The following is a 16617-nucleotide window of genomic DNA, read 5'->3' on the forward strand; positions in this document are numbered from 1 at the left end:
AAAGAGCCGTCAGGGCAGAAGAAATCAGCGGGGGCCGACGGCGCTTAGGCGGGCTCTTTGTGCGTGGTCCGGACGCCGATGCAGTGGTAGGCAAAGCCTAATTCCTTGAGCTCGGCCGGATCGTAGATGTTGCGGCCGTCAAAAATAACTTTCTGCTTCAGCAGTTTGCCAACCACTTCAAAGCTGGGCGAACGGAACTCAGGCCACTCCGTCACGACCAGTAGCGCGTCGGCGTCCACCAGGGTTGAGAACTGGTCTTTGGCGTACGTGATACGGTCGCCGAGCGAGTGTTTCGCTTCTTCCATAGCTACCGGGTCGTACGCCGACACGGTGCAGCCTTCCGCCAATAGCTTCTCAATAATAACCAACGACGGTGCTTCCCGCATGTCGTCGGTTTTGGGCTTGAATGACAGACCCCACACAGCCAACTTCTTGCCGGCTAGGTCATTGCCGAAATGCTTTTTCACTTTGTCGAACAGCACTTCCTTCTGCGCCTCGTTCACGCTTTCCACGGCCTGCAGCACCTGCATCTGGTAGCCATTTTCGGCCGCCGTTTTGATGAGGGCTTTCACATCCTTGGGGAAGCAAGAGCCACCGTAGCCGATGCCAGGATAGATGAATTTGGTGCCAATCCGAGCATCGGAGCCAATACCTTTGCGCACCATATTCACATCAGCACCCATGATTTCGCACAGGTTGGCAATGTCGTTCATGAACGAGATTTTCGTAGCCAGCATGGAATTGGCCGCGTATTTCGTCATTTCCGCCGACGGAATATCCATGAAAATGATAGGGTGCCCGTTGAGCAGGAACGGCTTGTAGAGCTTGCGCATCACTTCCTCTGCCCGCTCCGACGAAACGCCGACTACAATGCGGTCCGGCTTCAGGAAATCGTCGATGGCCGCGCCTTCCTTCAGGAACTCCGGGTTGGAAGCCACGTCAAACTCGATGTTCACGCCGCGCTTGCTCAGCGCCTGCTCCAGCTCAGCCCGCACTTTGGCGGCCGTGCCGACCGGCACCGTGCTTTTGGTCACGATGACGCCATAGTCGTTCATGTGCTCACCGATACCGCGGGCTACGGCCAGCACGTATTTCAGATCAGCGGAACCATCTTCGCCGGGAGGAGTACCGACAGCAATAAAGGCTACGTCCGCATCCTTGACAGCCTCCGCCAGGTTGGTAGTGAAATGCAGGCGGCCAGCGCCCACATTGCGGTTCACCATTTCTTCCAGGCCTGGCTCATAGATTGGCAGAATGCCTTGCTTCAGATTATCAATCTTTTTCTGGTCGATATCGATGCAGGTTACTTCGATACCTACTTCGGCAAAGCAAGTACCTGTAACCAACCCAACATAGCCGGTGCCTACTACTGCAATTTTCATGGAACGTGGAAAGAGCGAAAAATCTATTGCGTAACTATTTTAACGGCCTGCGCGACGGGAGCCATCATGTAGCGTTTCCACCAGTGCTGGAACACGATGAGGGCCCAGATGCGGGCATGTACATCGCCGGGACTGCGCGAGAACAGCTGGGTTTTCAGGGCCCGAATGGCATCAACATCGAATACGCCCTGCGCTTCAATGAAGTCATCGGAGAGCAAATCGTCCTCAATCAGAGGGCGCAGCTCGCCGCGGAACCACTTGAGCAGTGGCACTTCAAATCCGTGCTTGGGACGTTTATACAACTCCTCGGGCAGCAGCGAGCGGAAGGCATCCTGCACGATACGCTTCTTCATTTTCGCGTCGATTTTGCTTTCGACAGGCAATGAAAAGGCGAAACGCACCACGTTGGGGTCGAGGAAGGGCGGGCGCACTTCCAACGAGTTGGCCATGCTCATCATGTCCACCTTGGCCAGCATGTCGTAGGGCAGCACCAGCGTGGTATCCGTGAGCAGTACCTCGTTCAGGTCGCCATCGGCGTGCAGGTTCTCCAGAATGTCTTTACGGCGCTTCTCGGCCAGCTTCTTGCCCACTTTGCGGCGGGAAGCGGCGCTGAGCAGGCTGCGGGAATCCTTTTCGGAAGCAAACGACGCCCAGTCCCAGTACCGGTCTTTGGGGCCGCTGAGCATGCCGCGCGAAAAGCGCTGGAACTGCCGCACGCGGTTGCCGAAGAAGGAGTTACGCGACTTGGGCAGAATGTCCCAGAGCAGGTTGAGGCCGGTTACGGCTTCAGCCTTGAAGCCGCCCTGCCGCACCTGAAATTCGCCCATGTGCTTGTTGTAGCCCGCAAACAGCTCATCGGCACCATCTCCGGACAGCGCTACCGTGGCCTTTTCGCGGGTACGCTTGCTGAGGATGTACACGGCCAGCGCCGAGGAATCGGCGAACGGCTCATCGATGTAGTCGAGGACGTCGAAGATATGGTCGTAGAGGTCCTGGTTGGTGAGCGAGAAGACGGTATGATTGGTCTTGTAGCGCTCTGCTACCAGCTTGGCATACTTCGTTTCATCAAAGAATGGCTCGTCGCGGTACCCGATGCTGAACGTGTTCAGGTGGTCGGTGTGGCGCGAGGCCAGTGCTACCACGACGCTCGAGTCGATACCGCCACTCAGGAAGGCACCTACCGGTACGTCGGCCACGAGGCGGCGCGCTGTAGCATCATCCATCAGCTCAACCAGCTTGGCTTGCTGCTGCTCATACGTCAGCTTATTTTTCTCAACCTTCTTCGGGTCGTAAGGCACTTTGTACCAGCGCTTGCGCACCACTTTCTTTCCTTTAATGAAAAGATAGTGGCCGGGCAGCAGCTTCTTCACGCCCTTGAAAATAGTGGCCGGGCCAGGAATATAGTTGAGCTGCAAGTAGTGGCTCAGGGCTACATAATCGAGCTTGCGCGGAATGCCAAGCGCCATCAACGACTTCATTTCCGAGGCGAAGAACAGCTTGTCTTCGTCGCGGTAGATGAGCACGGGCTTCTCCCCCATCCGGTCGCGGGCAATGAAGAGCGAGTCCTCTTCTTTGTCGTAGATGGCCAGCCCGAAGAAACCATTCAGCTTTTTCAGAAAGCCACGCCCTTCCGTGATGTAGAGGCGCAGAATAACCTCCGTATCGGTTTGGGAATGAAACGTATGCCCCTTCTTGACGAGGCGCTGGCGCAGCTCGCGGAAGTTGAAAATTTCGCCGTTGAAGACAATGGTATACCGGCCCGACTCGTCGGTCATGGGCTGGTTGCCATCGGCTGAGAGGTCGAGAATGGCAAGACGCCGAAAGCCGAGGCCACAACGGTCGTACACGAAGTGTCCCTGCGAATCGGGGCCACGGCTGACAATGGCATCGGTAGAAGCCGGCAGCGCGGCCAGCGCGCTACGGCCCGTGTCAGTAAAGGCGAATAATCCGGTGATTCCACACATAGAGCCCGCAAAAGTACGAAGTATCGGCAGACTTGTTGGCCCTACCTGCAGAACAACACCGGCCCGGCAACCTAAGGCCTGCCTCCTTAGTACACTCTGTAGTTTCCACCCTCAGCTACCCTCTGATTATGAATCTTCAGGAAAATATGGACCTCCAGCAACAATTTGAAGCCGCCGTATCCCGCGTGGATGGCCTGCCAGGCGACAAAGCGGCTCCGCACATGACCGAGCTGTACGGCCTGTACAAACAAGCCACCGAGGGCGACCATGACGCCAAGCGCGACGAAGTAGGTGACGAAATGCCGGATAATCCGAACGGCCCTGCGGGAATGTCGCAGGCCCAATGGGACTCGTGGAGCAAGTTCAAAGGCGTAGAGCAGGATGAGGCTCGTCGGCAGTACATAGATAAGGTGACTGAGCTGGCTGGTCCGGTTGGCGAGAAGCCCACCGTTATTACCGGCAATGGGCAGCCAGCTACTGGCTCCCAGGTAAATCCGTCTACGGCTGACAACAGCACTACCGCGCAACAACCTGACACTGGACCAGGAGTTTCGCAGGGCGGCCTGCGTGGTGATATTACGGCGGGCGCACCCTACGGCGGCGAAGACCGCCTGAAGGACGTGCAGTAGTAGCGCACTGCTTCTGTCTGGTTCCAGCCCGCTCCGTTTCGTACGGGGCGGGCTGGTGTTTTAGGTGGCGGCATGCCTAGCCGGATTTTGGCTATTTTCGGCCATCCATGACCTACCCTGTCTCCTTACGCGTTTTGCTGGGCCTATGCTGCTCAGCCAGTCTGCTTACGGGCTGTACGCCTTCCTCGCCTGCTTCTGCCACCACTGCTCCTGCAGCCGTTGCCCTCAACAAGTTTGCGGATGCTACACTGCGCCAGATAGCCACCGCGCAGGATGAGCGCAACGCACCAGCTCTGCTGCCCTATCTGGCAAGCCCGGAGGCCCGCTACCGCCAAGCGGCAGCACTGGCGCTGGCTTCGGTGCAGGAAAAAGCGGCTACCCAGCCCCTGCTGCCGCTACTGCAAGACACTGATGCTGCGACCCGACGTGCGGCCGCCTACGCACTGGGGCAGATTGGCGACAGCACCGCCGTGGAGCCGCTGGCCTATTACATTGTGACTGCCCCTACCCCAGTACAAAGGCGCTACCTGTCGGAAGCTTTAGGCCGCTGCGTGACCCGCACTTCGCTGCGGATGCTGTGGCGCAGCACAGCTACTCCCGACACTATTTTATCGGCGGGACAGGCGTGGGGACTGTTCCGAGCCGGGAGCCGGGGCATTACGTCGGAGGCCGCAGTAGCGCGGGCAGTAGCGCTGCTGGAGGCCCGGCAGCCGCTAGCGGCCCGCCAGGGTGCTGCTTTCACGCTGGCCCGCACTCCGCGCCTCGACCTCACCTCCTATCAGGCCGCGCTGGTCACGGCCACCACGGACTCCGACCCAACAGTGCGAGCCATGTCGGCCAGCGCCCTAGGAAAAGTGAAGTCCCCGACTGCGGCGGCCACACTCACCAACCTAGCCCGGCGCGACAACGACCACCGCGTGCGCGTGTGCGCCATACGCGCCATGAATGCGGCCATGTATGCTCCGGTGAAGGAAACCGTCTGGCAGGCTCTCACCGACCCCAGCAGCCAGGTGGCCGTGACGGCCGCCGAGTTTTTCCTGACGCATGCTACCGGAGAACCCGGCATTCTGTTTCTGGAAAAGGCCAATAAGATCAGCAAATGGCGCGTACGGTCTACGCTGCTGGCCGCTGCGCTGAAGCTGGGAGGCGCTGAGCGCAATGCCATCCAGACGGCCGTGCAGCAGCGCTACACCGCCGCCACCGACCCTTACGAAAAGGGCTACCTGCTGAAAGCATTGGGAGAAGACCCGGCGGCCTATGAGTTTGTGGAGCAGGCCACCTTCGCGCCAGGGCAGCCGCTGGTGGTAGGCTCCTATGGAATGGAAGCGCTGGTAGCCATGCGCCGCCTTCCCGCCTTCCCGGAAGCCCAGCAAGCGGCTTTTGCCCTGACACTGCGCCGGGCCGTGGCCGGTGGCGACGTTACGGTGATGAGCACGGCGGCCGAGGCCTTACGTGATCCACAGCTCGAGCTGCGGCGGCTGCTTCCCAATCCCGATTTCATTGTAGCGGCCCGCGACAAGCTCGTTTTGCCACGCGACCTGGAAGCGTGGCAGTCGTTGCAGCAAACCATCGATTATCTGCAGAAAATCCCTGCTACGCCCGTGCCGGTTGCTAAAGCCGCCAGCCATCCTATTGACTGGGCAGTGGTACAAACGATACCGGCACGGCAGCGGGTGGTAGTGCGCACCACCCAGGGCGACGTGACCATGCAGCTGCACGTGGAAGACGCGCCGGGCTCGGTGGCCAGCTTCGTACAGCTGGTGCAGCAGGGTTTCTATAATGGCCGGTTCTTTCATCGGGTGGTGCCCAACTTTGTGGCGCAGGGCGGCTGTCCGCGCGGCGACGGCTCCGGCAGCACCGACTACAACCTGCGCTCTGAATTTGGCGACCTGCGCTATGGTGAGGGCGCCGTAGGGCTTGCTTCAGCCGGCAAAGACACCGAAAGCTGCCAATGGTTCATCACCCACGCCCCTACCCCGCACCTCGATGGCCGCTACACCATATTTGCCCAGGTGGTGCAGGGCATGGACGTTGTGCAGCGGCTCGATATCGGGGATAAAATCACGCGGATCGACCTGATTCGCTGACTTCAAGCGCACAAAAAGGCCCCGCTGTTTCTGCTTGAAACAGCGGGGCCTTTTTGTGCGCCTGGCTATTTGTCGCGGCCGTGCACCTGGGCGGGTGGCGAGGTGGCCTCCACGGCCGAAAATGCTTCCAGTATCTTGTAGGTATGCTTGGAGCCTTTAGGTACTACCCAGGAGTTGCCGGGTTCCAGCAGCACCATCTGGCCTTCCAGATGCAGCTCGGCGCGGCCTTTCAGCACGTAGCCTACCGTTTCGTATTGGCGGCTGACGGGCTCCTTGGGCTCTCCGGGCTGCTCGTTTTCCCACAAGCGCATGGACACCTGCGTCCCGGAAGCCAGGTATTTTTCACCGTCCGGGCCCTTGGGCGAATGCGCCGAATCTATTTTGGTAATGGTGGAGTCAGCCATGATACGCGTTATAAAAGGATGAGAGAAAGATTGACCTACGGAGCAGGCTATCTGCAAACGCAGCACCCGGAATACAGGTTGCGCTGGCTATGGCACCCGGAAACTTTCTGTTGAATGCGTAGTTAAGTGATGTTGCGAAGCGGCTTTCCGTAGTCCTTCCGGCCCCGGTGGCGTGGCCACATCTGCTCTACTATGTCCTTTTCTTCTGATTCCCCTTTTGTACGGGCTTTGGCGCGTGCCCACCAGCAAGTAGCCGCGCCACTGCCGGCTGCGGCTTTCTGCCAGCTGGCCGAGCAACTGCTGCAATTGCTGTTTCCTGAGCGTACCGGCAAGCCGCTACTTAGGGCCGACTCGATTGCCGCAACCCTGATTCAGCAACAAAACGACCTTGCTGCGTTGCTGACCCACGTGCAACTGCCCGAGGCGACGCCAGCCGCCACTGCGGCGCTACTCATGGCTCGCCTGCCGCATCTGCGCGACGCGTTGCTGCACGATGCCGCTGCTATTGCGGCCGCTGATCCGGCAGCGCAGGGAACAGAGGAAGTTATCAGCACCTATCCGGGTTTCTATGCAATTGCCATGCACCGCATTGCGCATGCGCTATATCAGCTGCAGGTACCCCGGGTGCCCCGTATCATCAGCGAGTATGCGCACCAACGCACCGGCATCGATATTCACCCGGGCGCCCGCATCGGTATGGCGTTCTGCATCGACCACGGAACCGGGCTCGTTATCGGCGAAACGGCGGTTATCGGGTCCTATGTCAAGATATTTCAGGGTGTCACGCTGGGAGCATTGAGTGTGACGAAGGAGCTACAGGGCATCAAGCGCCACCCCACCATCGAAGACCATGTAGTGATTTACGCCGGCGCTACTATTTTGGGGGGCAATACCGTAGTGGGTAGCCATAGCATCATTGGGGGCAACGTATGGCTCACCGACAGTGTGCCGTCGCACTCCCGAGTGTACCACCGCGCCCAAATCCACGTCACCCGTACCGAAGATCCTACCGCCGACATCATGTTTTCCATTTAACTCAATGCGTAAGTAAAGCGCCTGCCAACGCATAGTAAGCGTGGAAGCACTTTAGCTTAGGCATTCAACCATTCACACTCTGCACCTATGAAAGCCCATTCCATTCTGGATACCATCGGCAACACGCCGCTTTTGCGCCTGAACAAGCTATTCGCCAGCCGCCCCGACGTGGAGGTTTGGGTGAAACTGGAACGCGCCAACCCCGGCGGCAGCATCAAGGACCGGATTGCGCTGAGCATGATTGAGCAGGCCGAAAAGGATGGCATCCTGACGCCTGACTCGCTGATTGTGGAGCCTACTTCCGGCAACACGGGCGTAGGCCTGGCCATGGTGGCTGCCGTGAAAGGCTACAAGCTGACGCTGGTAATGCCCGAGTCGATGTCGATTGAACGCCGCCGCCTGATGGCCGCTTACGGCGCCAACCTAGAACTGACGCCCCGTGAGAAAGGCATGAAAGGCGCCATCGAAAAGGCCCATGAGCTGGTGCGTGATACTCCCGGCGCCTGGATGCCAATGCAGTTTGAAAACCCCGCCAACATCCGGGTGCACGCTGAAACCACCGCCCAGGAAATTCTGCGTGATGCGCCGGAAGGTGGCTTCGACTTTCATATCACCGGGGTGGGTACCGGTGGCCACATCACGGCCGTAACGGAAGTGCTCAAGCCGCTTTTCCCGAACATGAAAACCTTTGCCGTAGAGCCCGAGCTTTCGCCGGTTATCAGTGGCGGTGCACCCGGTCCGCACCCGATTCAGGGCATCGGGGCGGGCTTTATCCCGGCCAACCTGCATACCGAAGTGCTGGACGGCACTATTCAGATTTCGCAACAGGAGGCTTTTGATATGACCCGCCGCGCAGCCCGCGAAGAAGGATTGTTCATTGGTGTATCGTCGGGCGCCTCACTGGCGGCCGTGGCCAAGAAGCTAAGCGAAGTACCCCAGGGTGGCCGCGTGCTTACCTTCTGCTACGATACCGGTGAGCGGTACCTGTCGGTGGAAGGGTTGTTCGTATAGATGCCACACCCCCATGAAAGAGGGCCGCTTCCGGTTGGAAAGCGGCCCTCTTTCATGGGGGTATGGCAGAGCAAGTGGATACGACGGAAAAGCAAAAAGCCTGACCTTACGGTCAGGCTTTTTGAAACAGAAGTGGAGAATATCGGAGTCGAACCGATGACCTCTTGCATGCCATGCAAGCGCTCTAGCCAGCTGAGCTAATCCCCCGTTTTATAAGAGCCATCCGCCGGTTGCGTTTGGTGTGACAAAAGTACGGCGCGTTTCGGGTTCTGCAAGTATGCCAGCGAAAAAAACCAAAAAAACTTTGCAACTCAGACACAAAAAAAGCGGCTGGAGAAGCTCTCCAGCCGCTTTTTACCAATGACTCGTTTGAGTGTCAGTTAGTTGTGCTGGACCACCGAAATACCGAGTGGCGTGGCGGTAGAACCGGCCGTTCCGCGTACATACAGCGTATAGATTTTGCCGGCTGCAAACGTAATTGGCTGAGCCGTACCAGCAATTGGCGTAGTAGCAGTGCTACGAACGTCCAGAGTGTAGGTACCAGCGGCTACCTCCGTGAAAGTGGCGAAGTTTACTGCGGTAGCTCCTGAGCCGGTGCTAATAGCTCTGGATGCCCGTGTAGGAGCAGCCGTGAACAACGAAGCCTGGGTGATAGAATTGAAAATGCCATAGGTGCCCGTCGTTGCCAGATTCACAAAACGGATTTTGGCGTTGGTAGCTGTTGCCGGAGCAGCCAGGTTATCACTCAGAGCAATGGCCCGGATGCCCCCCAAATCGGTACCGGTACCGGTGCGCGTAGGAGCATCGGTTGAGAAAACCGTATAGGAGCTACCCGATGCAAACTGCTGGCGCACAACACCGGGAACTACTTCCCCATTGGCATATTTCACGTTGTTCGGCGACACGATGCCAATCTGGCGCTGACCTGCCGGCACTGCGAAGTAGCCGGTTGTCGAGCTCAGATAACCGACTGACTGGCCCGTAGCAACGTTGTCGATGGTAACGGAACTGGTCTGGGAACCGGGCGAAGCATTTACGACCAAAACCCGGGCCGCGCTTACCGTGGAAGCCGTTACGGGCGACGGAGTCGGATAGTCCGGGTCGTCGCAGCCAACCAGCACGGCAGCTGCCGAAGCAGCCAGCGTGAGCTTGGCGAAGAGTGAAGAAGAAAGGAATTTCATGATAGAGTGCGTTTAGCGAAGTCTACTGACGACTGATTAAAACAGGTAACGAACGCCAAACTGAGCCTGCCAGCGCGAAGCCAGCTGATCCACCTGATAGCCAACCGTTGGGGTGGTAGAGGTACCGTTGCCGAAGCTGAAGGTAGGACGGCCCGTAGCGCCGTTTTCCAGACCCTGGTAGCGCAGCAGACCGTAGTTGCCGTTTGATACGAAGTAGTCGCGGCCCCACTCCTTGTTCAGCAGGTTGCCGAAGTTGATTACGTCAACCGACAGCTGGATAGTGTGCTCTTTGCCACCGATGGTGGTGTAGATATCCTGAAGCAGACGAACGTCTACTTTGTGCTGCCAAGGCGTACGGGCACCGTTACGGGCCGCGTATTCACCCCGGTGCTCTTTCAGGTAGTCATCATTCTCAATGAACGTATTCAATTCGCTCCAGATCTGGTCGAGGTTGCGACGGTCATTCGGGCCATCCGTTACCAGCACGATTTCGTCGCGGGTGCGCGGGATGTAGACTAGGTCGTTGGAGTTAGTCGTGAACTGACCACCGTCGTTGTTGAGGTCGCCACCGTAGTAGCTATACGAGAACGGCGTGCCCGACTGGCCATTGTAGAAGGCCGAGAACGTGGTAGCGAAGTGCTGGGCATAGGCCTTGCGGTACGACAGCGAAGCCAGTACGCGGTGGCGCAGGTCGAAGTTGGAGTACGACAGCGGCAGGCTGTTCGGACCGGCAACGTGCGGGTTGAATTCCCAGATGGAAACTGCCGTGGAGCTGGAGCCGGAGTACAGGTCGCGCGACTGGCCGTAGGTGTAGGCAGTGGTAGCGAACAGGTCGCTGTTTACCTGCTTCTTCAGTTCGCCGGTTACGCTGTACTGGTAGCCTTTGCTGGTGTTGGTCAGCAGAATCACGTTGTTGAAGTCGCGGCTGTTGCGGTAGCGAGCGGTACCGGTAGGGTACACCGGACGACCATCACCCTGAATTACACCCGTTGGGTTCGACAGGTTAATGTCAACCGGCAGTACGTCGTTCAGCGTCTTGGAGTAGATACCTTCCAGCGTAGCTACGATGCCAGCTGGCAGACGGTAGTCCAGAGCGAAGTTGGTGCGCAGCAGTTGCGGGTTGCGGAAATCCTTGTCGGTTACAGCAATGCTGCCCTTAGCGGCGGCGGCAGGCGTTGAGGCAATCCGGTCACGCAAGGTGGTGAAGTTGCCGCTCAGCTCGAGGCCGGCCTTAGAAGTGCTGTTGTTGGAATCGTAGGCAGCGAAGTCAACACCGGTGTTGCCGTACTGGTTGGAAATCCATACATAAGCCGGACGGCCTGTGAAGATACCAACACCACCACGCACTTGGAACGTCTGGTTCTTGCGCACGTCCCAGTTGAAGCCGATACGCGGCGATACCTGCAGGCGCGACTTGGGCAGACGGTCGGTTTTCACGTCGTACGCACCACCGTTGGCAGTAGCCAGAGCGAAAGTAGAGTCAACCCGCTTGTTGTAAGATGGGTTGTCGAAGTAAACTGGCAGGTCAACGCGCAGACCCGTTGTGAAACGGAAGTTGTCAGTTACGTTGTACTCGTCCTGCACGAATGCACCGAACTGAGCAGCACCAAACTTAGCCGTGGGCTTGCCACCGGGCAGTGCGTAGTTCTGGCGGTAGCGGAAACCACTAGCATTCACGTCATTGGCCAGGAAAGCAGCCAGCGTGGGGTAGTTATAGCGGCCTTCCGTGCTCTGCACGAACAGGTTGTCGAAACGGAAAATTTCGTTGTTCGTGCCGACCGTAATTACGTGCTTGCCGGCAAAAATATTGAAGTTGTCGTTGATTTCCAGGATGTCCTGGTCGAGGCGGTTAGCCACCGAGCTCAACTCAGAGCCGGCGAAAACCGAACCGTTGCCAATCGAAATTTCAATCGAGGGGAAACGGCTGCCTACCAACGAGCGGCTGTCGCGGATGCGCGAGTAGCCTACCAGCAAGCTGTTGGCGAAGCGGTTGCCGAAGCGGCTCTTCAGTTCCATAACCGTCGAGTTGGTCTTGCTCAGGAACTGGTAGCCGTTATTGCCGAAGCGGAAGTTGGTCAGGCTGCGGGTGATGTTATCGTCGGAAGCATCCACGAAGTTGTGGCGCAGCGTGAGCTGGTGGTCTTGGCTGATGTTCCAGTCGAGACGAGCGAAAGCCTTGTTACTACGGCGCTCAGCGTTTATCTCACCGAAAGCACCGGCATCATAGCCGTAACGGTCGCGCAGCGTGTTCGAAATATCCTGCAGCTGCTCCGTGCTTACGAAAGTCAGCAGGTCGGAGCCCGGGTTGTTGCTGATTTGGTCTTGCGAACCAGTGCGGAACAACAGCGGAGCCGTACGGCGGGTAATTTCGCCGTTTACGAAGAAGAACAGTTTGTCCTTAATAACCGGACCACCGAGACGGAAGCCCGCCTGGTAGTCGTTGAATTTGTCGAGTTTGGTACGCTCACCGGCCGAGTTAGGCGTAGGGCTTTTGCCGGCCGTGTTCTGGTTGCGGCCAAATACGAAAGCCGAACCCGAGAAGTCGTTGGTACCGGAACGGGTAATGGCGTTGATACCACCACCGCTGAAACGGCCCTGACGCACGTCGTAGGGCGACAGAACTACCTGGAATTCCTGGATAGCGTCCAGCGAAATCGGGTTGGTGTTAGCCTGCCCACCGGGAGCACCCGTGCTGCCCAGACCGAAGAGGTCATTGTTGGAGGCACCGTCAATCTGAATGTTGTTGAAACGGCCGTTACGGCCGCCCAGCGAGCTACCGTTAGCCTGAGGCGTCAGACGCGTAAAGTCCTGGAAGCTACGCGAGATAGTAGGCAGACGCTCAATCTGTTCGCGCTGCACGTTAGTAGCAGCACCGTTGCGCTCCGAGTTCAACACCGGGTCGCGGCGGCCCGAAACCGTAACGCCGGCCAGCTCCGTGGTAGCATCGCTCAGGTTCAGGTCGAGGCGCAGGTTCTGGCCCAGGCTCAGGAAAATACCTTCGCGGCTGGCATCCTTATAGCCCACAAACGTTACGCGAACCGTGTACGGGCCACCTACGCGCATGTTCTGGATGTTGAAGCGACCTTCCGAATTGGTAGGTGCCACATACTGGGTGTTGGTAGGCGTGTGAACCACTATGACCGTAGCCCCCGGCAAGCCGGCGCCTTCCTTGTCGGTGATGACACCGTTCATGGCCGACGTAGTGGTGCCCTGGCTCCAACCGGCATGCGCTGACAGCAGCGTCAGCAACAGCACAAGGAGGTGGCGTAAACGTAGGTGTTTCATAAAAGGGGGTATTGGTGAGAAAAGAGGGGAGCTTGGTGAAAAGCGGCGCAAAATTACATTCCAATTTACCGCAACACATTACCGAATCGTTATGATTGGCATGTTGCAACAGGGCCTAAATCCAAGACAAAGGTAAGGGGGAAATTCTACAATCTAGGCCGTACGGCCTTGATATAGCGACTTAAATAATAATCAGTTTCGAGGCTATTTTCAATCACTCCTGAGGAGCTGGAAGAATGTATAAACTGCACACCCTCAGGGGTTGCCTCCGTTACAAGACCTACATGCGTAATGGTATTGCTGCCAGGTGAAGCCCCGAAAAATACTAAATCTCCTACCTTCAGATCCTGCGGTTTTACGGGCTCACCCCACAGGGCCTGCTCATTGCTGGAGCGCGGAATTGCCACATTAATAGCTGCGAAGGAATTGTAAAGCAGTCCGGAACAGTCCATCCCCAGCCGGGAAGTGCCGCCGTACTTATAAGGAGTGCCCTGGTAAGAACGCGCGGTTTCAATCACCGTCACGATTTCGCGGCTGGCGTTAGCGGGCGTGCTGCGCCGCTTCGTCACGATTTTGGCTTTGCCCGAGGCAGTAGTTGCCTTGGCCTTCGATTTGGAAGTGGGGGCACCACCCCGGCGGCGGCGCTCTTCGGCCTTGATGCGCGCCATGTCGCGGGCCGAGTGGTAGCGGCCGTTCCGGTAGTTGACCTTCTTCGAGCCACTGCAGCTGGCCAACCAGCCCAGCAACATCAGCATAAGTACTGGCCACCAAATACGCCTCTGCGCTGAATGATGTACCTTCGTCATGTGTTCCCGCATCGGGTCAAAGATAGGCAAAACAGCCATTTGGCGCCTCTATATATGAATTTCAACTCCCTTACTCCCGAGCTGGTAGTCGCCTTCGAAAGCATTGTCGGGCCGGAGCACGTGCTGACGGCCCAGCGCGCCGAAGCCACCGCCACCGCCGACACCTACGCCGACTACGGCCGCGACCATACCGAGGACCTGCATTTTGCCCCCGATGTGGTACTACGGCCCGCTAACGCTGAAGAAATCAGCCAGATTGTGCGCCTCTGCCACGAGCACCGTGTTCCGGTGACGCCGCGCGGTGCCGGCACGGGCCTGAGCGGCGGCGCGTTGCCCACTCATGGCGGCGTGGTGCTGAGCACAGAGCGGCTCAACAAAATCATTCAGATAGATGAGCGAAACCTGCAGGCCACCGTGGAGCCGGGTGTGGTGAATGAAGCGTTTCAGCAGGCCGTGCAGGCCGTGGGGCTGTTTTATCCGCCCGACCCGGCCAGCAAGGGCAGCTGCTTTCTGGGTGGCAACCTGGCGCACAGCAGCGGCGGCCCCAAAGCGGTGAAATACGGCACCACCCGCGACTATGTGCTGAACCTGCAGGTGGTGCTGCCCACTGGCGACATCATCTGGACGGCCGCCAACACACTCAAGAATTCCACGGGCTACAACCTCACGCAGCTCATGGTGGGCTCGGAAGGTACGCTAGGCATCATCACGAAAGTAGTGTTCCGGCTCCTCCCCTACCCCAAGCAGAACATCCTGATGCTGGTGCCTTTCCGGCAGGAAGATCAGGCTGCTGAGGCGGTATCGGCGGTATTTCGGGCGGGTATTATTCCATCGGGCATGGAGTTCATGGAGCGCGAAGCCATTGCCTGGTCCTCCGACTACCTCAAGATTCCGCTTACGCTGCCCGAAGACATCCGCGCCCACCTGCTGATTGAGCTGGATGGCCAGGACCTGGATGAGCTTTACAAAGAAGCCGAGCAGGTGTACGGCGTGTTGGAGCACTACGACGTGGGCGAAATTCTGCTCGCCGACAACGCCACCCAGAAAGACGAGCTCTGGAAAATCCGGCGCAACATCGGCAACTCAGTACGCTACAACTCGGTGTATAAGGAAGAGGATACCGTGGTGCCGCGCGCCGAACTGCCCACGCTGCTCAAAGGCGTGAAGGAAATCGGGGCGCGCTACGGGTTCAAGAGCGTGTGCTACGGCCACGCCGGCGACGGCAACCTGCACGTCAACATCATCCGCGGCGACCTGGACGACGACATGTGGAACGTGGGTCTTCGCCAGCCCATTACCGAGATTTTTGAGCTGTGCGTGAAGCTGGGCGGCACTATTTCCGGGGAGCACGGCATCGGGCTGGTGCAGAAAGGCTACATCGGCATTGCCCTGCCCGACACAAATCTGGAGCTGATGCGCGGCATCAAGCGGGTATTCGACCCGAACGGCATCCTGAATCCAGGCAAGATTTTCTAGTCCTACGACAACTTATTCACTAAAAAGGCCCACCGGACCATTCCGGCGGGCCTTTTCCATTCAGGCAGGCAGTTCTTTCAACGCCTTATCCAGTTGCCGGAAAAGCTCCGTATTGCCCGCCTGCTGGTAGTGGCTCAGGGCTTGGGCAAAACTGCCGATGTCGTAGAGAAAGGCTTTGAGGTGGTCGGCGGTGAGCGTGTCGAAGTGGCGACCGTAGCCGAGCTTTTCTATTTCGGCAGCGTTGAGGAACTGCTCGAACTGGGCCGGAATGGGTACGGCGCAGATGGGCTTGCGCAGGTACACGGCCTCACTAATCAGCGAGAAGCCGCCATTCGTGACAACGGCCCGGGCCGAGGCCAGATCCTCGATAAAACCTTGCTCGCTGAAGGCTTTCAACTGCACGTTGCCGTGGCTTTCCTCCTTGTTGAAGCCATACACCCGGAATTCCTGCTCGGGCATTGTTTGCAGCAGCGGCACCAGGTCTTTCTGGTTGGTGGCCGACTGGTACATCAGCACGTGCTGGCCGGTGGTGGGCCGGGCCGCCAGAATTTCGGGCCGGATGATGGGCGGCACCAGCGTGGTGTTCGGCTTGATGACCGGCAGCGGGAAAAACGTGCTGACAAAATAATGCCGGCTGCGCGGCAGCTTGGCCCGCACAATGGCCCGCGCCAGCGCCAGGTTGTCGCGCTCCTGCGGCGGCACCGCCACGTCCAGCCGGGCCCGACTGATGATCTGCATGTTGTCGATGCTGATGACGGGCAGGCGCTTCCATTTGGCAAACAAGTAGCTGAACGACTCGAAATCGGAAATCACCACGTCGAATTCCACGCCGCACAGCAGCTCCCGGTACTTGCGGAAGTTGACGAGCAGATTTTCCGGCGCTGTGCGCAGGGTGAGCACGGCCGTACGCGAGCGACTGACGCTGAGGTTTTTGTAGGCCAGATGGTAGCCACGGATTTCGTGCACCCGGCCCGGAAACGTGCGGCTTAACAGCTGAAAGGCGCGGGCGCTACTCACGACGCACACCTCGTGCCCCTGCTCCAACAGGTGTTGAATGACGACTTTGCTGCGGGTCGCGTGGCCCATGCCTTCACCGGGCACTCCGTATAGTATGTTCATCAAGGCGAAGTAAAACCTAAAATTCGGCTTACCGAAAACGCAGTTCTGGCCCGTTCGGAAACACCGCGCCCACCGCTACTAAGCGCAAGCAGCCAGGCGGCCAGGAACTGAAGCGTGCCTTCCTTGCAGGGCAGTCGGAACCGGTTTAGAGGAACGGCTGGAGGAAAAGTGGCTACTTTCGGCCTGATTTTGGCGTATGCGCCATTTCCGCCCGTTTTTTCTCTTTGCGTCTGCCTGC

At 58.3% G+C, this 16617-nt stretch carries 12 protein-coding genes and 1 tRNA gene; 5 read left to right on the forward strand and 8 right to left on the reverse strand.

Annotation, left to right across the window (positions count from 1 at the left end):
• Positions 1 to 44 precede the first annotated feature (44 nt).
• A complete protein-coding gene (locus tag IC231_RS11890; RefSeq protein ID WP_190784711.1) occupies positions 45 to 1382 on the reverse strand; it encodes a UDP-glucose dehydrogenase family protein in 1338 nt (445 codons plus the stop codon).
• A 23-nt stretch (positions 1383 to 1405) separates the two neighbouring features.
• On the reverse strand, positions 1406 to 3346 hold the full coding sequence (gene asnB, locus IC231_RS11895; protein ID WP_190784712.1) for an asparagine synthase (glutamine-hydrolyzing): 1941 nt from the start codon (positions 3344 to 3346) through the stop codon (positions 1406 to 1408).
• 128 nt (positions 3347 to 3474) lie between these two features.
• Here asnB and IC231_RS11900 point away from each other — a divergent pair, with 128 nt between their 5' ends.
• Entirely contained in the window at positions 3475 to 3975 is a 501-nt protein-coding gene (locus tag IC231_RS11900) for an acyl-CoA-binding protein (protein ID WP_190784713.1), read from the forward strand.
• Positions 3976 to 4082: 107 nt separating this feature from the next.
• Entirely contained in the window at positions 4083 to 6062 is a 1980-nt protein-coding gene (locus tag IC231_RS11905; RefSeq protein ID WP_190784714.1) for a peptidylprolyl isomerase, read from the forward strand.
• A 65-nt stretch (positions 6063 to 6127) separates the two neighbouring features.
• On the opposite strand, the gene IC231_RS11910 is transcribed toward IC231_RS11905, so the two are convergent.
• A complete protein-coding gene (locus IC231_RS11910) occupies positions 6128 to 6466 on the reverse strand; it encodes a cupin domain-containing protein (protein WP_190784715.1) in 339 nt (112 codons plus the stop codon).
• A 192-nt stretch (positions 6467 to 6658) separates the two neighbouring features.
• On the opposite strand from IC231_RS11910, the gene IC231_RS11915 reads away from it, so the two are divergent.
• Positions 6659 to 7501: a serine O-acetyltransferase gene (locus IC231_RS11915; RefSeq protein ID WP_190784716.1), complete on the forward strand. Its 843-nt coding sequence runs from the start codon at positions 6659 to 6661 to the stop codon at positions 7499 to 7501.
• A gap of 87 nt (positions 7502 to 7588) precedes the next feature.
• Positions 7589 to 8512, forward strand: a complete 924-nt coding sequence (gene cysK, locus IC231_RS11920) for a cysteine synthase A (protein WP_190784717.1) — start codon at positions 7589 to 7591, stop codon at positions 8510 to 8512.
• A gap of 133 nt (positions 8513 to 8645) precedes the next feature.
• Here cysK and IC231_RS11925 read toward each other — a convergent pair.
• The 4 genes from IC231_RS11925 to IC231_RS11940 form a co-directional block, all read right to left on the reverse strand.
• A tRNA-Ala gene (locus tag IC231_RS11925) sits at positions 8646 to 8719 on the reverse strand.
• Between the two features lie 173 nt (positions 8720 to 8892).
• Positions 8893 to 9693: a DUF4397 domain-containing protein gene (locus IC231_RS11930; RefSeq protein WP_190784718.1), complete on the reverse strand. Its 801-nt coding sequence runs from the start codon at positions 9691 to 9693 to the stop codon at positions 8893 to 8895.
• Between the two features lie 36 nt (positions 9694 to 9729).
• Positions 9730 to 12978, reverse strand: a complete 3249-nt coding sequence (locus tag IC231_RS11935; RefSeq protein ID WP_190784719.1) for a TonB-dependent receptor — start codon at positions 12976 to 12978, stop codon at positions 9730 to 9732.
• 146 nt (positions 12979 to 13124) lie between these two features.
• Positions 13125 to 13733 carry a C40 family peptidase gene (locus IC231_RS11940; RefSeq protein ID WP_211539018.1) on the reverse strand — a complete coding sequence of 203 codons (609 nt, stop codon included), beginning with the start codon at positions 13731 to 13733 and terminating at the stop codon, positions 13125 to 13127.
• 105 nt (positions 13734 to 13838) lie between these two features.
• Between IC231_RS11940 and IC231_RS11945 the strand changes: the two genes are divergently transcribed.
• Positions 13839 to 15260, forward strand: a complete 1422-nt coding sequence (locus IC231_RS11945) for an FAD-binding oxidoreductase (RefSeq protein WP_190784720.1) — start codon at positions 13839 to 13841, stop codon at positions 15258 to 15260.
• Between the two features lie 60 nt (positions 15261 to 15320).
• Here the strand turns inward: IC231_RS11945 and IC231_RS11950 are convergent, their stop codons facing one another.
• Positions 15321 to 16379: an MJ1255/VC2487 family glycosyltransferase gene (locus tag IC231_RS11950; protein WP_190784721.1), complete on the reverse strand. Its 1059-nt coding sequence runs from the start codon at positions 16377 to 16379 to the stop codon at positions 15321 to 15323.
• Between the last annotated feature and the right edge of the window lie 238 nt (positions 16380 to 16617).

It is taken from the genome of Hymenobacter duratus (assembly GCF_014698995.1).
GTDB lineage: Bacteria > Bacteroidota > Bacteroidia > Cytophagales > Hymenobacteraceae > Hymenobacter > Hymenobacter duratus.

Bases quoted from the DNA above. Each gene is read 5' to 3' on its own strand.
- IC231_RS11930 (WP_190784718.1), bottom strand. From the start codon at position 9,693: ATGAAATTCCTTTCTTCTTCACTCTTCGCCAAGCTCACGCTGGCTGCT.
- IC231_RS11900 (WP_190784713.1), top strand. From the start codon at position 3,475: ATGAATCTTCAGGAAAATATGGACCTCCAGCAACAATTTGAAGCCGCC.
- IC231_RS11945 (WP_190784720.1), top strand. From the start codon at position 13,839: ATGAATTTCAACTCCCTTACTCCCGAGCTGGTAGTCGCCTTCGAAAGC.
- IC231_RS11940 (WP_211539018.1), bottom strand. From the start codon at position 13,733: ATGCTGATGTTGCTGGGCTGGTTGGCCAGCTGCAGTGGCTCGAAGAAG.
- IC231_RS11905 (WP_190784714.1), top strand. From the start codon at position 4,083: ATGACCTACCCTGTCTCCTTACGCGTTTTGCTGGGCCTATGCTGCTCA.
- asnB (WP_190784712.1), bottom strand. From the start codon at position 3,346: ATGTGTGGAATCACCGGATTATTCGCCTTTACTGACACGGGCCGTAGC.
- IC231_RS11915 (WP_190784716.1), top strand. From the start codon at position 6,659: ATGTCCTTTTCTTCTGATTCCCCTTTTGTACGGGCTTTGGCGCGTGCC.
- IC231_RS11950 (WP_190784721.1), bottom strand. From the start codon at position 16,379: ATGAACATACTATACGGAGTGCCCGGTGAAGGCATGGGCCACGCGACC.
- cysK (WP_190784717.1), top strand. From the start codon at position 7,589: ATGAAAGCCCATTCCATTCTGGATACCATCGGCAACACGCCGCTTTTG.
- IC231_RS11890 (WP_190784711.1), bottom strand. From the start codon at position 1,382: ATGAAAATTGCAGTAGTAGGCACCGGCTATGTTGGGTTGGTTACAGGT.
- IC231_RS11935 (WP_190784719.1), bottom strand. From the start codon at position 12,978: ATGAAACACCTACGTTTACGCCACCTCCTTGTGCTGTTGCTGACGCTG.
- IC231_RS11910 (WP_190784715.1), bottom strand. From the start codon at position 6,466: ATGGCTGACTCCACCATTACCAAAATAGATTCGGCGCATTCGCCCAAG.